This is a genomic window from Acinetobacter lwoffii, from assembly GCF_024129595.1.
Lineage (GTDB): Bacteria > Pseudomonadota > Gammaproteobacteria > Pseudomonadales > Moraxellaceae > Acinetobacter > Acinetobacter lwoffii_O.
The window spans coordinates 204497-221455 of sequence record NZ_JAMXXS010000002.1; the positions used below are offsets into that span (position 1 = coordinate 204497).

Sequence of the window (16959 nt, forward strand, 5' to 3'; positions counted from 1 at the left end):
ATTGCTTTAAATGAAAATGAACGGATATTTCTATGCATAGAAATGTTAAAACAATACAAATTGTAAAATTAAGAATGGGATGGCAGCCCCCAGAAAGAGAGCTAGATTTGAACGAATGATAAAAACAAGGTTTAAAGTTTTCAGAAATAAAATTTGCAAGATAAAAAAAGCCCGAGTCGCAATGCTCGGGCTTTTTGTTGAGATGTTGCCATCTCGAATATGGCGTCCCTACGGGGATTCGAACCCCGGTTACCGCCGTGAAAGGGCGATGTCCTAGGCCTCTAGACGATAGGGACAGTACAGAAGATAAATTTTAAAACCGCTACTTTTAGCTTGAAGTAATGGCGTCCCTACGGGGATTCGAACCCCGGTTACCGCCGTGAAAGGGCGATGTCCTAGGCCTCTAGACGATAGGGACTTAATAAAATGTACTTCTGAAAATTGGCGTCCCTACGGGGATTCGAACCCCGGTTACCGCCGTGAAAGGGCGATGTCCTAGGCCTCTAGACGATAGGGACGTTTCAGAGGTGGGCGTATAATAGGGTGAAAACAGGGGGGTGTCAAACGCATTTCCATAAAAAAAATGATTTTCTGGGTTGAGTGCATAAATTTAAAACAATCTAGAGAAAATACTGGAAAATTACATGGTTTAAGCTGGATTTTTAAGCAATTCCAGAATTGCTTCTACTACCTGCGGATGGAGTAAATAGCCGGTAATATCATGCGGGCGGTGAATATGGGTACGAATGCCGTGGTTAATAATTGCGGGTTGAAACTGAAATGGCGGTTGTGTAAGAGGAAAGGCGGTAAGAAAATCATCAGTTGAATAAAAATTTATCCAGTCGCCTGTAATTGCTGCAGGTCGTACAATGGGTTGCGGTAAATGTGACTGGATCACCTGAAAGGCTAATGGCGATCCTAAAGTAATAAAACGCTGTACGTTCAGTTCAGGATGCTGAATAAGATAATTATAGGCAATCACACTGCCCAGAGAATGAGCAATCACAATACAAGGTTTGCGACCATTCAATTGCCGGGCAATCCGCTCATGAACTTCCTTCATGAAAGCAGGATTGTCGAGATACAGATAGGTTTCAATCAGAAATTTCTGAAGCAGGCTCCGATGCAGACTGGGAAAATAATTCAGCAATAATACAAAGTCTCGCAGTGCAACATTTTTGCTTAGCGTGGTAATAAATTTGAATTTCTGTTTAAAATCCATCGTGTCATTCAAATGAAGCTGGGGAAGATCGGAAATCACGGGCTTGCGCCAGCCAGGACGTGGAACGGGTGCAGGAAGCTGAGGATGGACAGGTTGACGGAAACGAAAGCTGGGCCATTGCTGGGGCATTAAGGTGCCAGCATTCAGGATGTTGCGAACGTTATAGTGTGAAAGTAAGTCTCCATAAAATGGAATGTGAATGTGACGTCGTAAATAACTGAATCTGGCATCATGACGGTGTTTGCGAATGCCTTTTTGAAGTATATGCAGCCAGCGCTGGCGAATCGATGCAGCACTATGATGTTGCTGGTTCATTCCATGAATAAAAATAACTTTCATCGATACCTCACGGAGGTCGATCTATATATTCACAGTATAGAGAAAATTGCGGCAAGCCAAGCTGCACTTTTTGTGGCGTTAATGTTTAAATTATCTTCGATAAAACAATCATTAACAGACATTTGTATATTTATAAAAAAGGCAGAAAAAGCAGTGAATTGGTAGGTTCGGATGAAAGATTATACTGAATAGAAAAAGAATATGAATGGAACGGTAAAAGTTGAATTTATAGGTTGGTGTGAGTCTTATAGTAATTCCAGGAGCGCTTTAATGACGTCCGGATGCTGAATATAACCATCAATATCATGCAGATGATAGATGGAGGTATGAATCTCCTGATTAATAATCGCCGGCTGAAACTGGAAGGGTGGTTCTGATAATGGAAAGGTAGTCAGAAAATCATCGCTACAATAGAAATTTATCCAGTCGCCTGAAAGTGCAGCAGGTCGTACAATCGGTTGAGGCAGATGAGCCTGGATGACCCGAAATGCCAACGGTGATCCAAGAGTAATAAAACGCCTGATATTCAGCTCCGGATGCTGAATCAAATAATTATAGGCAATCACGCTGCCAAGCGAATGTGCCACCAGAATCTGTGGCCTGCTGCTATAGAGTTGATCATGAATGCGGCGGTGAACTTCCTGCATAAAATGTGGGTTGGCCAAATAAAGATAAGTTTCCAGCAAAACTTATGCAAAAAGCTGGCATGTAAGCTGGGAAAATAATTGATGAGTACCGCAAAATCCCGCAAGGCAATATCTTTGCTTAATGCTGTAATGAATTTCAGTTTTTGATTGAAATTCAGGACATCATCAATATTCGACTGCGGGACGTCACAAATTTGATAGGTACACTGGTCTGGTGGCGATGTCGGTTGCAGCTGTGCGGGATGTAAAAAAGGGAAATGCGGCCACTGTTGCGGCATCAGGGTGCTGGCATTCAAGACGTTATGAAAATGATGCCGAGAAAGTAAATCGCCATAAAAGGGATACGGATATGCCGTTTTAAATAAGTAAAACGGGCTTGCTGTTGTAGGTTTTTCTGAAGGCCTGTTTTGAAGAGATGCAGCCAATGTTGACGTAATGAAGTAGCCGTATATTGTTGCTTGTTCATGCCGTGAATAAACACAATTTTCATCGACGCACCCTTAAGGCTGCCCATTATAGTTATAGTATAGATAAAAAAAGAGCGGCCGAAGCCGCTCTTTTAAGCATGATGATTAAGACTTGTTGTGATAAAAGGCATAATAACTTGCATAACACGCTGCAATAAACAGCAGACATCCTACGAAGCTGATGCGCATTGATGGATCAAAGACCATACTGATACAGGTAATAAAACAGAACACAAAGCCCAGGATTGGCACAATCGGGAACAATGGTGCAGCAAAGCCCAGGTCTTTGGCCGTATGACCCTGTTTATACCACTGACGCCGGAAGTTGAACTGGCTTAAGCAAATACTCATCCAGACCACCACCATGGTAAACGCCGCAACGCCCAGCAAGTTGGTAAAGATCGTTTCTGGCGCAAACTGTTCAGACAATAAACCTGGCAATGCACCCAGCATAGTTACCATAACTGCAATATACGGTACACCGCGAGCATTCAGTCTTGAGAATACTGCAGGTAACTGTTTGCTGTATGACAATGACCACATCATACGTGAAGCAGCAAATAGACCTGAGTTGGCAGCAGACAACAATGCAGTGATAATTACAAAGCGGATGATGTCTTCAGCATATGGGATACCAATGTGCTGGAATACGGTTACGAATGGACTGCTACTTACGCCTTCAGCGGCTAAGCCTGCTTCCTGATGCGGAAGTAAGGCTGTTACCACGATAATCGTACCTACAAAGAAAATTAATAAGCGGAAAATCGCAGTATTAATTGCTTTAGGAACATTTTTCGCAGGATCTTCAGTTTCACCGGCAGCCACACCAATCAGCTCGGTACCAGAGAAGGCAAAGTTCACAATCAGCATCGTAGCAAAAATCGGGAATAGACCTTCAGGGAACCAGCCTTGTGTAGTTAGATTGGTAAATAAAGGCGCAGCTTCATAGCCTTGATAGCCCAGAACACCAAAGATGGCCAATAGACCTAAAAGAATAAAAGCAACAACCGTGACCACTTTTACCAGTGCCAGCCAGAATTCGGATTCGGCAAACCAGCGGGTAGAAATCATATTTAGACTAAATACGAATACACCAAAGATAATGGTCCATAACCACATAGAAATGTCCGGGAACCATTCCTGCATCAGCAAGGCCGCTGCAGTAAATTCAGTTCCAAGAGTGACCGACCATGTCAGCCAGTATAACCAGGTGATGGTATAGCCTGTGCCTGGTCCAATATAACGTTTGGCATAAGCACCAAATGAACCAGATTCTGGCATATGAACGGCAAGTTCGCCCAAACATAGCATCACCATGTACGCGATAATACCGCCCAGGAGATAAGCGAGAATGGCACCTACAGGCCCCGTTTGTGCAATGACTTCACCCGACCCTAAGAATAGGCCTGTTCCGATTGCGCCACCAAGCGAAATCATGACCAGATGTCGAGTACTCATAGCGCGTTTTAAAGGCGCAGAATTGCCCTGATGCGTAGCATCATTCGGAGATGAGTGCATAGGAAATAAGAAATACTTCAAAGGAATGAAGCGAGCTATTGTAGTGAAAAACTACAAATCTGCAATCGAATAATGGTAATTTCGAATAAGGTCTGATCGTATGAGATCAATAGATGGCGTCCCTACGGGGATTCGAACCCCGGTTACCGCCGTGAAAGGGCGATGTCCTAGGCCTCTAGACGATAGGGACGTTGCGAGGTGATGCGTATATTAAGGATTAAGCCGGGGTTTGTCAAAAGGGTTTTTGCTAAAATTCATTTAACAGTTTAAACATTAGGCAAAACAAAAATTTTATTTTATTAAGATGTTATTTTCTGAACAGATTTCAAGACTATAAAAAATAAATATTTGAAAAGATCACTAAAACTTAGTGATCTGGAGTTTGATATTGCTCAGGCTGAGAGTTTTCAGCTGGGGTTGACACTGTCTCAGTCTCCGCAGTGTTGTCATCATCACGGTTGACGATATAGAGATATAGCGCGGACGGGGCTAAAATCAGTAAAACCAGTAAGATCTTTTTTAACATGATACAAAGGCAAAATATGAAATCGCATTAATTATAGCCTAAGCAAATTAAAAAGAGCAGCAGCATGTACCTATTCAGGCTCTAGAATTTAAAAGTAACATCTGCAATAAATTGGCGGCCGATTTCAGTCATTACACGTGGTCTATCATTTGAGGTCGAGCCTGTTGTATAGGTATTCACGCGGTTGGTGACGTTGTTAATGATTAAACCAAAAATTGCCCTTAAATCTTTTGAAATTTCCCAATCATAGGTGGTGCGCATATCCCATGTAAATTTTGGTTTAATTTCAGAGGCTAAATAGGTGTCAAGCAGTTCACTTTCATACTCGACTTTGTCATTTTTATCGGAGACTGCAACCATATCATCGTAACTGTCTTTATAGCTAAAGAAGTTTGAAATACGTACAGGCAGTGTACCGAATACAATATCCCAGTTTACTCGTGCGATCCATGGTTGGTTAAAGTTTGGGGCAGGGCGGTCTGACCAACGGATAATTTGATCATCATAAGAGACCCATTCATCTTGAGTGGCTTGATCATAGGCTGAAGTGTAATCTACATAACTGCGGAAGACTTCACTGTAGTCAAATCCCAAGGAAAATAAATGTTGGCTATCCCCCAGTGCGATCGGTTGACGATTTTTAAGTGTTAAGGTGTAGATGTCAGCTTTGCCACTTCCATCATTGTTATATTCGTAGAAGAATTTTGATCCATCTAAAGGAGTAACTTTAGTTTTTGATATTTCATCCTGATATTTACGATTGACCCATTTTAACCCTAGATCCCAATTCTGGATTTGTGTATTCAGGCCTAAAGCAGTCTCGTCACTGAAAGGGGTATTGAGCGCTGAACTACGCGCACCGCTGGATAGTGCAGTTTGTGTTGCTACCCAAGGCGCATGTGGTTTTTCACGTGACAGTTTGTAGAGCAAATCATTTTGAATTTCATTCAGCTCTGTACCTAAAGTTTGCTGACCATAGTAGCGATTCCATCCCGCGGATAAATGCAATTGATCATTACTAAAGGGTTTGTAAGAGAGACGGCTACGAGGAGCAATATTGATATTACTACTTAAAGAGTCATAATCAGCGCGAACACCAAAGCGTGTTGAAAATTGATCATTCCACTGAATATTATCTTCAATAAATATATTTAGGCGATCTTGCTGAGCTTGGATAGCACCAGCTTTGTACAGAGTCCCACCAGCGATATATTGTCCATTCCAACCATTTATCGTTAGTTTATCATCACAATATGGGTCACTCAGGAGGCAAGAAGTATCTTTGCCAAGTTCTTTTAAATGAGTCTTTGTCGCGAGTAAAACATCCTCGGCTCGTTTCCACTCAACATGAGCATGGCTATAACCCGCACCTAGAGTCATGTTGTGTTGGGATTGACCAACTTTAAATGGGTCTATATTGGCTTGTAGGTCGTAAGAGAGAACGTCTTGGAGTTGTTTGATTTCTCCCATGATGGCGCCCTCTCGAACTACATCGGTATTATTCCAATCTTTACTTCCTTTGGCGTAGTACCAATGCATACTGTAGTTATTGTCAGCAACACGTTGTGTCGCCGAGTTTTGGAAATTAAGTTTGTGTACGAGAGTACCTAAGTTGAAGCGATGTTCAAGTTCCGAGAACAGAGTAAGTGTTTCGGTTTCAGTAGTACTACCTGAATCACGATTGCTGTCCACATAACTTAAGCTATCGAGCAAACCATAATCGAAACCAAACTTCGCTTTGGTTGAGGCGTTTGGTGTATAAAATAATGTTGCACCAAGATTTGAGATATGTCGTTCTTGATCAATTGTTTTAGGTGTTTCAAAACCACTTTTGACTGGGATGATAGACTCTCGTTGAGAAGCATAAGCATTAAAGCTCCAATCATTCGAGAGCTTCCCATAAATATTGGTGCTTAGACCTTGTTTGGTATATTCCTTTTGGTAGTCATCTGTGGGCTCTTCAAATTTACTTTCTTCTAAAGGTGAAATTGAGTTGTAGCGAGCCCAATCGATTTCAGTGTAATCGTAAGTGATAGAACCGTGAATTTTACCTATCTCTGTTTGCGGTGCACATGTTTTAGCATTTACAACCCCACCTGTGAATTGACCATAAGCGGCAGACACATTGCTATCTAATACTTCAAGCTCACAAAGTAGGTCAGTGTTCACTGCCATAGCTTGTGCGCCAGTCCCAATATCTTGAAATGTATTTATGTTTGAATTTGCTGGATTAATAAGTAGGTTGTTGGAAACACCATTCACAATGAAATTGTTTTGGAAGGTTTGTGCACCATTAATTGAGATTTCGGCAGGTTTAATTTCACCTTGAGAACCTGCTGCAAGTTGTGACTGACTAAACTGCACATTCGGATTCACTTTTAAAAAATCGGTAATGTTCTTTGAGCTATTTGGCGTACTTTCTAAATCTTCTTTTGAATAAACTGTTTTTCCCACTTCATTTGCTTGTTGAGCTTCGATAATAATCGTGCTGAACTTAACCGTAGCTTCCTTGAGGATGGATTCTTGATAATTTGATTCTTCTGCAAAACTAGATGTTGATAAAGCTGTTAGAACCGCAATAGAAAGTGGGGAATAAGCAAAACGCATGAGAAGGGTTAAATCTGCGAAAGATAATGGAAGTGATTATCATTAACTTAGAGTAGGCAATCAATAGTAATGAGAATTATTTTCATTAATTAATTGATAAAAGTGTAGGACTTGAGCAGCTTAAGATGCTGATCAAAGAAATATAAAGAAGAGAAAAAATAGATGGCGTCCCTACGGGGATTCGAACCCCGGTTACCGCCGTGAAAGGGCGATGTCCTAGGCCTCTAGACGATAGGGACGTTTAGAAGATGGCGGTATCTTATTGATCCGCCACCAGAGTGTCAAGCAGGTGAGGTGCGAGTTTGTTTAAAATATAGCAAAACAGTTCAGCGGTCTTCTGCGTATCATATAATGCAGAATGGGCTTCTTTACCATCAAACTCGATTCCAGCTTGGATACAGGACTTCGCCAATACAGTCTGACCAAACATCACCGCACTTAAAGTCACTGTATCGAAGACAGAAAAACTATGAAACGGGTTCTGGTTTTTGGTCCCGGTACGGGCAATCGCGGCCTGAAGAAAACCTAAATCGAAATGTGCATTGTGTCCGACTAAAACTGCATGGGTACAATTTTGCTGGCGACGCACTTCATTCACAGATTTAAAAATACGCTTAAGCGCAGTTTTCTCATCTTCGGCCATGGCGATTCGCATTGGATTAGAAGGATCGATCCCAATAAACTCCAGCGAACGTCGGTCGAGGTTTGCCCCTTCGAAAGGATTGATATGTGCATGGTAAGCTTGACCCGGCACAAATTGACCCTCCTCATTATAAACAATCGGAATGGCCGCAATTTCCAGCAATGCATCAGTCTGCGCATTAAAACCTGCAGTCTCGACATCGACAACTACAGGTAAGAATCCACGAAAACGTTGACCAATGATTGGGAGCGTTTCATTTGTCACACTTTTCTCCATTGAATGGTTTTACCAGCATACAGTGGGATAATCTGTTCACCATCCAGATAGTCTAAACTTTCAGGGATTACTTGATCTTCTTTAACCAGGGTAATGGTATTGGTATTACGTGGCAGGCCATAGAAGTCTGCACCAAAATGGCTGGCAAAACCTTCCAGGCGTTCAATTTTACCCACCTGATCAAATGCCTGAGCATACAGCTCAATGGCAGTCGGCGCACTATAACATCCTGCACAGCCACACGCATTTTCTTTTGCATTTTTTGAATGCGGCGCGCTATCTGTTCCCAGGAAAAATTTAGGATTACCGCTGGTTGCGACTTCCAGCAAAGTTTGCTGATGCGTTTGACGTTTTAAAATCGGCAAGCAGTAGAAATGCGGCTTGATCCCACCAACCAGCATGTCATTGCGGTTAAACAATAAATGTTGCGGCGTAATGGTTGCAGCGACATTACGGTCTTGCTCAAGTACAAAGTTTGCTGCTTCGCTGGTGGTGATGTGTTCGAGCACCAGTTTCAGCTTGGGAAATTGTCTGAGTAAGGGAGCCAGCACTTCATCCAGGAAACGCTTTTCACGGTCAAAAATATCGACATGATTATGCGTCACTTCACCATGTAGCAATAAAGGCACTTGGTGTTCTTCAAGCTGTTCAATTACGCCGTAGACTTTGCTCATATCGCTCACACCACTATCGGAGTTGGTGGTCGCACCCGCAGGATAGAGCTTGATGGCATTGACATGCGCAGATTCTTTGATCTTTTTAACTTCGCTTGCCGGGGTGTTGTCAGTGAAATACAGCACCATACGCGGGTCGAAATTTACCCCTTCAGGCACATGTGCCATGATACGTTCACGGTAGGCATTGGCTTCTTCGACAGTTTTAACGGGTGGCACCAGATTTGGCATGCAAATGGCGCGAGAAAACTGCTTGGCTAAATCGGGAACGGTACGTTGAAGTGCTAAACCATCACGCAGGTGAACGTGCCAATCATCTGGCTGGAGAATCGTAATCGTATTCAAGGCAAATTCAGTCGAACAAATAAAACAAATGATAATCCATCTATAGTAAAAATGGTAACGAGAAAGCGCTACAAAATAAGGGATATGTATAAATTAATTTTAAAAAGTATGTTATTTTAAAATTAATAAAAAAATTACATAAATACTTGGCAATGGAATACAAGTACAATCTAGCGAAATTGCAAGATGATAAAGAAGATATAGAACAACTGATTACACGGCAAAGCCAGCGTGTAGGCCCGGTCTTCCCTCAAAATCTGGAACAAGAATTCTGGACCAAAAATCTGGAACGCGCCCGCAAACATGTCGAAAAATATGTGTGGGCTGGAGTACTAGCCTATTTTCTTTTTTTAGTGGTAATGATTCCTACAGATTACTGGAGCATCAGCAAAGAATATTTCGTACATGATTTTGTCCTGTGTATGCTGGGCCTGCTCAATGGCGGCGTGTCATTAATCATCTTTTATATGTTCTCCTGTTTACCCAAGATCAAGCGCTTTTTTCCACAGGCTTCGATGCTGTTGGTGTTCTGGATACAGGTGTCAATTTCATGCATTACCATGTTGATTAAAACTGATGCCTTGCAGCATCAATCCATGGCGATAGTCACGATCGTGTATATCCTGGGTTATATTCTGACCGGTATTAAACCGATTCAGATGCTGGTCACCGGATTGCTCGCTGCGGCAACTACTATTCTTGTGTTGTTTGGCCTTTCAGTTGAATTTAATCCTATGGTTTTTGGCCGGATTTTAATTGGGAGTTGCTTGCTGGGTTATGTGATTAGCCATATGATTTTTGCCCGTGAACGTGTGATTTTTCTTTATAGCATTCGCGCCAGAATCAGTGAGCAGATCCAGCGTATTCATACCAACGAATTATTACATTTGAGTCAATACGATGAGCTGACTAAGATTTCCAATCGACGGACTTTTGATGAGACGCTGCAAGTGCATTTCGAAAGTGCACGCCGTGAAGAGACGGCTTTGGCGATTCTGTTTATCGATGTGGATTTCTTTAAAAATTACAACGATTTTTATGGACATCAGAAAGGTGATGATGTCATTTCGACGATTGCCAAAACCATCAAGAATGCGATCCGTCATATGGACTTTGTCGCACGTTATGGCGGGGAGGAGTTTGTAGTGCTCTTGCCAGAAACGGATGCACATGGTGCTTATGCAGTGGCTTCAAATATTTTTAAGGCGATTGACCGTCTGGAAATCCCGCATGAAAAATCCTCGGTTGCGAAACATATCACCATCAGTTTAGGCATTACCGTCTATCGTGGTGAGGAAGATATTGATAAGGATGCATTGTTGGGAATCGCGGATCAGGCGCTATATCGTGCCAAACAGCTTGGACGCAACCAGATTTATTATCAGTCTATTCGATCAGTCAATTCAGATATTGCAAATGGCTAGAGATTATTAAAATGAATAAAACAATCATCAATAAAAAACCGCGCTCAGGGCGCGGTTTTTTGCTTAAGACAAAACTTAGTTTTTGTCTTTCAGTTGTGGCACTGCAGATGCAGAACCGACTGCCAGTAAACCAGTTTCTGTATAGATGCCCAGTTTCGCACGTGTATCCGTGATATCCAGGTTACGCATAGTCAACTGACCGATACGATCCATCGGCGAGAACATAGAATCACCTTTCTCCATAGTTAAACGCTCAGCTTCATAAGTGAGGTTAGGAGATTCAGTGTTCATAATGGTGTAATCATTACCACGACGAAGTTCGATTGTTACTGTGCCAGTAACTGCTTTAGCGACCCAACGCTGTGCAGTTTCACGTAGCATAAGCGCTTGAGAATCGAACCAGCGACCTTGGTACAGCAAACGACCTAAACGTAAACCGTTAATGCGGTATTGTTCAATCGTATCTTCGTTATGAATACCCGTTACCAGACGCTCATAAGCAATGTGAAGCAGCGCCATACCCGGAGCTTCATAGATACCGCGAGATTTCGCTTCGATGATACGGTTTTCGATTTGATCCGACATACCTAGACCGTGACGGCCACCGATGCGGTTCGCTTCAAGAATAAATTCAACTGGATCTTCAATGCGTTGACCGTTAATCGCAACCGGGAAGCCTTCTTCAAAAGTAATCGATACTTCTTCAGCTTTCACTTCTACGTCATCTTTCCAGAACGCAACGCCCATGATTGGCTCAACGATTTTGATGCCTGCATTCAGGTATTCAAGATCTTTGGCTTCGTGCGTCGCACCCAGCATGTTTGAGTCAGTTGAATAAGCTTTTTCTTTTGACATTTTATAGTCAAAACCATTGTCGATCAGGAACTGTGACATTTCTGCACGGCCGCCCAGCTCGTCAATGAAGGTTTGGTCTAACCAAGGCTTGTAAATTTTAAGCGCAGGATTGGTCAACAAGCCATAACGGTAGAAACGTTCAATGTCATTGCCTTTATAAGTCGAACCGTCACCCCAGATGTTAACGTCATCTTCTTTCATGGCAGTTACAAGCATGGTGCCAGTTACTGCACGACCCAATGGTGTCGTGTTGAAATAAGGCATACCACCTGTAGAAATATGGAACGCACCACATTGAATTGCAGCAATACCTTCTAATGCAAGCTGTAAACGGCAGTCGATTAAACGTGCTTTTACTGCGCCATAAGCTTCAGCTTTTTTTGGAATCGCATCGTAATCGTCTTCGTCTGGCTGACCCAAGTTTGCTGTGTAAGCATAAGGTTCAGCGCCTTTTTGTTTCATCCACAAAAGAGCAGCAGAAGTATCTAGACCACCAGAGAAGGCAATACCAACTTTTTTACCTACTGGGACATTCTGCAAGATAGTTGCATTATCAGACATTGTTCATCCTAATGATATGAAATAGGCACGCCAGAATTGGTGGCCTGAAAAAATACATATTGCATCAATTGTATCATTAATTTATTTAGGTTTGCTTTAGAAAAGAAAAACTCGTTTTAAAATCTCTATTCAATAGGCTTAAATAATCATAAATCGCACGATTTTCACCAGAATCCTGCTGAAAACAAAGAAAATTGGTTATATTCAGCCGAATAAAGTTAAAAATCAGATAAAACAGGAATAAAAGCATGGCGACTCGCATCCCACCTTTACCTAATTTAAATCCTAAAGCTAAGAATGAAACGCTGGCACTGTTACATGGGATTTATGCCGGCCTGATTGGTTTTAGTACAGTGCTGTTTTTATATCTTGAATATCAGCAATCCAGTATTTCCATGCTGAGTTTAGGTGTGGTGCTGCTGCTTTTAGGCTTGCTGATGTTTTTTAATATACAGGCCAGTATCAAGGTGAAGCAGGGCAATGGTTCAGGACGGACTTTATCCAGAGTGATGGCAATCCTCATGCTGTTCAGTTTTCCGATTGGGACAGTATTGGGTGCGATTGCATTATGGAAATCCAGTGCAAGGCAATGGCAGAACTAATTCGTCATGTATAGAAAGAACTGTTTCGAAGATTGATATTTGTGCCTGAAAATGCTGAACTCCGGGTCATAAAAAGCCGCTGAAAATCAGTTAAAGTAAGGGAATGACTTGCTCAGCCAAATATAATCAGGGATTTGTTATGACCACGACGCGCTATGCCAACATTTTAAAACCACTGCATTTAGGTTTTACCACCATTAAAAACCGGGTCGTAATGGGGTCGATGCATACTGGTCTGGAAGACCGCTTCTATAATTATCCTAAACTTGCAGCGTATTTTGGCGAACGTGCCAAGGGTGGCGTAGGTCTGCTGATTACGGGTGGAATATCGCCGAACCGTCAAGGCTGGTTGTTGCCGGCGGGTGGTACCATGAATACCTTGGGGGACATTGCACCGCATCGTCTGGTAACGCATGCGGTGCATAAGCATGGCGCCAAAATTCTTTTGCAAATTCTGCATGCCGGACGCTATGGCTATCAGCCTTTCGTGGTTTCAGCCAGCCCGATCAAATCGCCGATTTCTCCTTTTAAGCCGCGTGAAATGTCAGATAAACAGATTCTGAATACCATTCAGGATTATGTGAAAACTGCCAGCATTGCCAAAAAGGCTGGCTATGATGGCGTGGAAATCATGGGTTCTGAAGGCTATTTGCTGAATCAGTTTTTAAGTCGTCATGTCAATCAGCGTATTGACCGTTGGGGCGGCCCGATTGAAAACCGGATGCGTTTTGCCGTAGAAATTGTTAAAGCGATTCGCGCTGAAATTGGTGAGAAATTTATTATCTGTTTCCGTTTGTCACTTCTCGATTTGGTACATGATGGCAATACCATGCAGGAAGTGATTACCGTAGCTAAAGCTTTGGAAAAGGCAGGAATTACTTTGCTCAATACCGGGATTGGCTGGCATGAAGCACGTATTCCAACTATTGTGACTTCCGTGCCTCGAGCTGCTTTTGTCGATTACACTTCTGAAGTTAAGAAACATGTTTCGGTGCCGGTGATTGCCTCTAACCGGATCAATATGCCAGACACTGCCGAGGCGATTCTGGCCTCTGGTCAGGCAGATATGGTACAGATGGCACGTCCACTTTTGGCCGATGCTTTCTGGGTCAACAAAACCGCAACCAATCGTGTTGATGAAATCAATACCTGTATCGCCTGTAATCAGGCTTGCTTGGATCATACCTTTAAAAACCAGCGCGCAACCTGTCTGGTCAATCCGCGTGCCGCTTATGAGACCGAACTGGTCTATGTCAAAACCAAAAAACCGAAAAGTATTGCAGTGATTGGTGGTGGTGTTGCAGGTCTGTCAGCGGCTACTGTCGCAGCCAGTCGCGGGCATGATGTCACTTTGTTTGAGGCCAGTCATGAAGTAGGCGGGCAGTTCAATCTGGCTAAAGTGATTCCGGGGAAAGAAGAATTTCACGAAACGATTCGTTATTTTAAAGTGCAGCTAGAAAAAACCGGAGTTGATCTGCGTCTCAATACCCGGGTCAATCGCGAGCAGTTGGAGCGTGAAGGTTTTGATGAGGTGATTGTGGCCACAGGGGTTGTGCCGCGTGCCTTGAATATCGAAGGTAGTCAGGCACCACAAGTGTTGTCTTATGCAGAAGTGCTACGCGGTGCGCCTGTCGGTGATCGTGTTGCGGTCATCGGCGCGGGTGGTATTGGTTTTGATGTGTCGGAGTTTTTATTAAAGCCGCCGCATCAGGTACAGCCACAGCCTGTAGATGAGTGGAAACGTGAATGGGGTGTTGATTCCCAACCAGATTATGTGACTGAAGGCGGGTTACAGCGTGCTGAAGTCGAACCACCAGTACGGGAAATTTATTTATTACAACGTAAAAAAACACCACTTGGCGCAGGACTGGGCAAGACTTCAGGCTGGGTACATCGTGCCCAGTTAAAAAAACATGCTGTGCGGATGTTGCGCGGCGTGCAATATAAATCTGTCACGGATGAAGGTTTATGGATTGAGGTGGATGGTCATGCTCAATTATTGCGTGTAGATACCATTGTGGTATGTGCAGGTCAGGAATCGGTAAAAGACCTGATGCCGAGTGCTGGGGAAAATACCTTGGCGCAGTATCATATTATTGGCGGTGCAAAACTGGCTGCTGAACTCGATGCCAAGCGCGCCATTCGTGAGGGAGCGGAATTAGCAGCAAAACTGTAAGGATTTGATGAAACTATATGCAGTTGATTGCATTCACTGTAATTTTCACTTGTCAGCCGGACAAAAGCTCCGTATTATTGCGCCCATGGAAGCGTGGCAGAGCGGTTTAATGCACCGGTCTTGAAAACCGACGAGGGTGTGAGTCCTCCGTGAGTTCGAATCTCACCGCTTCCGCCAAATATCAATGACTTAGCCCCGATAATCGGGGCTTTGTTGTTTTTGGGGTTTATGCAACGTAAGCCTGTAGTAAGCAAAAAACAAAATTAAAAATAAATATCCTTCATTAAATCAGTATATTGAAGTTCTTCTCTGTGGTAATTTACTTTGTATATTTCTTAGACTAAAGACAATGATATGAAAAAAATAATTGTTAGTATCTTAACTTTTTCCATTTCGACTTTATCAATGGCTTATAAACCACCAGTAGGTGAGAGTAAGAGTGTTTCGGTGGGAGTAGAGGCAACTAAAGAAGAAATATTTAAAGCTTCTAAACGTGCTTTGGCATTAGAAGGATACCAAATAACAAGTTCAGACTTGGATGCAGGTGTGATAACCACAGCTCCTAAGGACTATAGAATAGATCCAAGTTATGCTGATTGTGGCAAGGTAATGGGTATTGATTACCTTAAAGATAAGCGAACAAAAACCACAGTAGCACAGAATATTATTATTGATGACAATTCTTTAAGTATTAAAAGTAATAGACTTCTTGCGTTAGTCAAAATTTAAACAGCCCAAAGCTACATTTTATAAGGTTTTAGCCAATTCGAAAATTAGGTAAAACGATACTTTCGCAAGAGGTCTAATATTCAAGGTGAATATAAAGTTGGAAGCACAACATTTGATGTGACGCTAACTTGCTTGTCAAAAGGTTTAATTGAAGCAGATTTAGCAGAGAAGATTAAAAGTAATCTAAAGTAGGGTTAGCGATGAAAAGAGATTGGGAAATTATTAGGCAGGTTCTTATTGCTATTGAAGAAGATAGATTTGATGAATATCTAGATAATGTTGAAAATCAAAAAATAGTAATTGGTAATACTGTGCTTTTAATAAATGCTAATTTTACTGATGGAAATATATTGAGTAATTTGGATAGCGACCAAGATGTGCATGTGAAATGCTTAACATGGCAAGGGCATGAGTTGTTAGACACAATAAGAAGTAAACCTGTGTGGGATAAGATTAAGAGTACTGCTTTAGATAAAGGATTAGAGCTAACTTTTGATGTAGTGAAAGTACTTGGTGCTAAAGCCATTAGTTTGATTATTGGGAATTGATGAGAGAAAGTGAATGACGATTGTAGTTGCGGGGCATTATGAAAATGAAATCTTTTTTATCACTGATAGCGCGATAACTAATAAGAATAAGACTTTATTATCAGGATTTAAAAAAGTCTATGGTATACCTATTCAATTGCATGTACCTTTATTTGTTCCATACACATTTTCTCACTACATACCATTTGAAGGTTTTAATGCTGAATGTGTTTTTGCATTATCAGGTAGTACATTAATTGGGCAACATGTTATTAATTCAATTAGTGAACATTTAGGTAAAATTAGAGTTATACATAGTCACACATCTAGCGGATTAAGTATGTCTTTACTTAGACATTGTTGTATCTCACAAAACCCGGTGTATAGACCTGGGTATATTGAATATGATAATACACTTTATTCCCCCACAAATGTTTATAAAGCAATTAATAAAGAAAACATTATAGAAATTATTGAATACTCTATACAAGAATCATTTTCTTCAGCATTTAAGCATGTATGTGATGATGAAGGGGTTAATTGGTTGTTAGAAAATCAATTTATGTTTGCTGTAAATTGCCCTAAAACACAAAATAATTTTTTATTTAAAGTTGTATTAAAAGAAGACTATGAGGATGGCATACTTAAAATAAAAGCATGTTGTGAAGAAATAAAATCAGGTCAGTTAGGAGTAATAGGATTAACAGATAATAGTTCATTAACGAAACAGTAGACCTCTTGCGAAAGTAAAAACCACCTCAATATAAATTTCATGAGATATCAGAAATTAAATCGTTTTTCAGATTCTGAATTCAAACGCT

The 16959-nt window shown here is 41.7% G+C and carries 13 protein-coding genes, 6 tRNA genes and 1 pseudogene; 7 read left to right on the top strand and 13 right to left on the bottom strand.

Going from position 1 to position 16959, the window contains the following annotated elements; genetic code table 11:
• Window positions 1-220: 220 nt before the first annotated feature.
• The 12 genes and pseudogenes from NI466_RS02425 to pyrC form a co-directional block, all read right to left on the bottom strand.
• Window positions 221-296, bottom strand: a tRNA-Glu gene (locus NI466_RS02425).
• Between the two features lie 46 nt (window positions 297-342).
• Window positions 343-418, bottom strand: a tRNA-Glu gene (locus NI466_RS02430).
• Window positions 419-442: 24 nt separating this feature from the next.
• A tRNA-Glu gene (locus tag NI466_RS02435) sits at window positions 443-518 on the bottom strand.
• A 131-nt stretch (window positions 519-649) separates the two neighbouring features.
• Window positions 650-1561, bottom strand: coding sequence for an alpha/beta fold hydrolase (locus NI466_RS02440; RefSeq protein WP_121979746.1), 912 nt, complete (start codon window positions 1559-1561; stop codon window positions 650-652).
• A gap of 245 nt (window positions 1562-1806) precedes the next feature.
• A pseudogene (locus NI466_RS02445) lies at window positions 1807-2698 on the bottom strand (alpha/beta fold hydrolase).
• 82 nt (window positions 2699-2780) lie between these two features.
• The gene (locus tag NI466_RS02450; RefSeq protein ID WP_253172560.1) at window positions 2781-4193 is read right to left on the bottom strand and encodes an amino acid permease; all 1413 of its coding nucleotides are present in this window, start codon (window positions 4191-4193) and stop codon (window positions 2781-2783) included.
• Between the two features lie 114 nt (window positions 4194-4307).
• Window positions 4308-4383 (bottom strand) — tRNA-Glu (locus tag NI466_RS02455).
• A 177-nt stretch (window positions 4384-4560) separates the two neighbouring features.
• Complete coding sequence (locus NI466_RS02460; protein ID WP_004646377.1) at window positions 4561-4719, bottom strand: hypothetical protein; 159 nt, start codon at window positions 4717-4719, stop codon at window positions 4561-4563.
• Window positions 4720-4800: 81 nt separating this feature from the next.
• Window positions 4801-7326 carry a TonB-dependent receptor plug domain-containing protein gene (locus tag NI466_RS02465; protein ID WP_253172561.1) on the bottom strand — a complete coding sequence of 842 codons (2526 nt, stop codon included), beginning with the start codon at window positions 7324-7326 and terminating at the stop codon, window positions 4801-4803.
• A gap of 163 nt (window positions 7327-7489) precedes the next feature.
• A tRNA-Glu gene (locus tag NI466_RS02470) sits at window positions 7490-7565 on the bottom strand.
• A gap of 20 nt (window positions 7566-7585) precedes the next feature.
• On the bottom strand, window positions 7586-8245 hold the full coding sequence (rnt, locus tag NI466_RS02475) for a ribonuclease T (protein ID WP_004279557.1): 660 nt from the start codon (window positions 8243-8245) through the stop codon (window positions 7586-7588).
• Window positions 8230-9264, bottom strand: coding sequence for a dihydroorotase (gene pyrC, locus NI466_RS02480; RefSeq protein ID WP_004279558.1), 1035 nt, complete (start codon window positions 9262-9264; stop codon window positions 8230-8232). Before pyrC ends, rnt begins: the two co-directional genes overlap by 16 nt.
• Before the next feature lie 152 nt (window positions 9265-9416).
• On the opposite strand from pyrC, the gene NI466_RS02485 reads away from it, so the two are divergent.
• Window positions 9417-10688, top strand: coding sequence for a GGDEF domain-containing protein (locus tag NI466_RS02485; protein ID WP_253172563.1), 1272 nt, complete (start codon window positions 9417-9419; stop codon window positions 10686-10688).
• A gap of 75 nt (window positions 10689-10763) precedes the next feature.
• On the opposite strand, the gene argG is transcribed toward NI466_RS02485, so the two are convergent.
• Window positions 10764-12104, bottom strand: a complete 1341-nt coding sequence (argG, locus tag NI466_RS02490; protein ID WP_004279561.1) for an argininosuccinate synthase — start codon at window positions 12102-12104, stop codon at window positions 10764-10766.
• Between the two features lie 248 nt (window positions 12105-12352).
• On the opposite strand from argG, the gene NI466_RS02495 reads away from it, so the two are divergent.
• The 6 genes from NI466_RS02495 to NI466_RS02520 all read left to right on the top strand — a co-directional run bounded on the left by NI466_RS02495 (window position 12353) and on the right by NI466_RS02520 (window position 16871).
• Window positions 12353-12706, top strand: a complete 354-nt coding sequence (locus NI466_RS02495) for a hypothetical protein (protein ID WP_044111519.1) — start codon at window positions 12353-12355, stop codon at window positions 12704-12706.
• A gap of 139 nt (window positions 12707-12845) precedes the next feature.
• Window positions 12846-14882, top strand: coding sequence for an NADPH-dependent 2,4-dienoyl-CoA reductase (locus tag NI466_RS02500; RefSeq protein ID WP_253172565.1), 2037 nt, complete (start codon window positions 12846-12848; stop codon window positions 14880-14882).
• Window positions 14883-14969: 87 nt separating this feature from the next.
• Window positions 14970-15059: transfer RNA gene (locus NI466_RS02505), tRNA-Ser, on the top strand.
• A gap of 177 nt (window positions 15060-15236) precedes the next feature.
• A complete protein-coding gene (locus NI466_RS02510; protein WP_253172567.1) occupies window positions 15237-15611 on the top strand; it encodes a hypothetical protein in 375 nt (124 codons plus the stop codon).
• Window positions 15612-15811: 200 nt separating this feature from the next.
• Complete coding sequence (locus NI466_RS02515) at window positions 15812-16159, top strand: DUF2513 domain-containing protein (RefSeq protein ID WP_253172569.1); 348 nt, start codon at window positions 15812-15814, stop codon at window positions 16157-16159.
• 13 nt (window positions 16160-16172) lie between these two features.
• Window positions 16173-16871, top strand: coding sequence for a hypothetical protein (locus NI466_RS02520; RefSeq protein WP_253172572.1), 699 nt, complete (start codon window positions 16173-16175; stop codon window positions 16869-16871).
• The last annotated feature ends 88 nt before the right edge of the window (window positions 16872-16959 follow it).

Excerpts from the sequence above, each read along its gene's own strand:
- NI466_RS02465 (WP_253172561.1), bottom strand. The coding sequence starts at position 7,326 with ATGCGTTTTGCTTATTCCCCACTTTCTATTGCGGTTCTAACAGCTTTA.
- NI466_RS02460 (WP_004646377.1), bottom strand. The coding sequence starts at position 4,719 with ATGTTAAAAAAGATCTTACTGGTTTTACTGATTTTAGCCCCGTCCGCG.
- argG (WP_004279561.1), bottom strand. The coding sequence starts at position 12,104 with ATGTCTGATAATGCAACTATCTTGCAGAATGTCCCAGTAGGTAAAAAA.
- NI466_RS02440 (WP_121979746.1), bottom strand. The coding sequence starts at position 1,561 with ATGAAAGTTATTTTTATTCATGGAATGAACCAGCAACATCATAGTGCT.
- NI466_RS02485 (WP_253172563.1), top strand. The coding sequence starts at position 9,417 with ATGGAATACAAGTACAATCTAGCGAAATTGCAAGATGATAAAGAAGAT.
- NI466_RS02450 (WP_253172560.1), bottom strand. The coding sequence starts at position 4,193 with ATGCACTCATCTCCGAATGATGCTACGCATCAGGGCAATTCTGCGCCT.
- NI466_RS02500 (WP_253172565.1), top strand. The coding sequence starts at position 12,846 with ATGACCACGACGCGCTATGCCAACATTTTAAAACCACTGCATTTAGGT.
- NI466_RS02510 (WP_253172567.1), top strand. The coding sequence starts at position 15,237 with ATGAAAAAAATAATTGTTAGTATCTTAACTTTTTCCATTTCGACTTTA.
- rnt (WP_004279557.1), bottom strand. The coding sequence starts at position 8,245 with ATGGAGAAAAGTGTGACAAATGAAACGCTCCCAATCATTGGTCAACGT.
- NI466_RS02520 (WP_253172572.1), top strand. The coding sequence starts at position 16,173 with ATGACGATTGTAGTTGCGGGGCATTATGAAAATGAAATCTTTTTTATC.
- NI466_RS02515 (WP_253172569.1), top strand. The coding sequence starts at position 15,812 with ATGAAAAGAGATTGGGAAATTATTAGGCAGGTTCTTATTGCTATTGAA.
- NI466_RS02495 (WP_044111519.1), top strand. The coding sequence starts at position 12,353 with ATGGCGACTCGCATCCCACCTTTACCTAATTTAAATCCTAAAGCTAAG.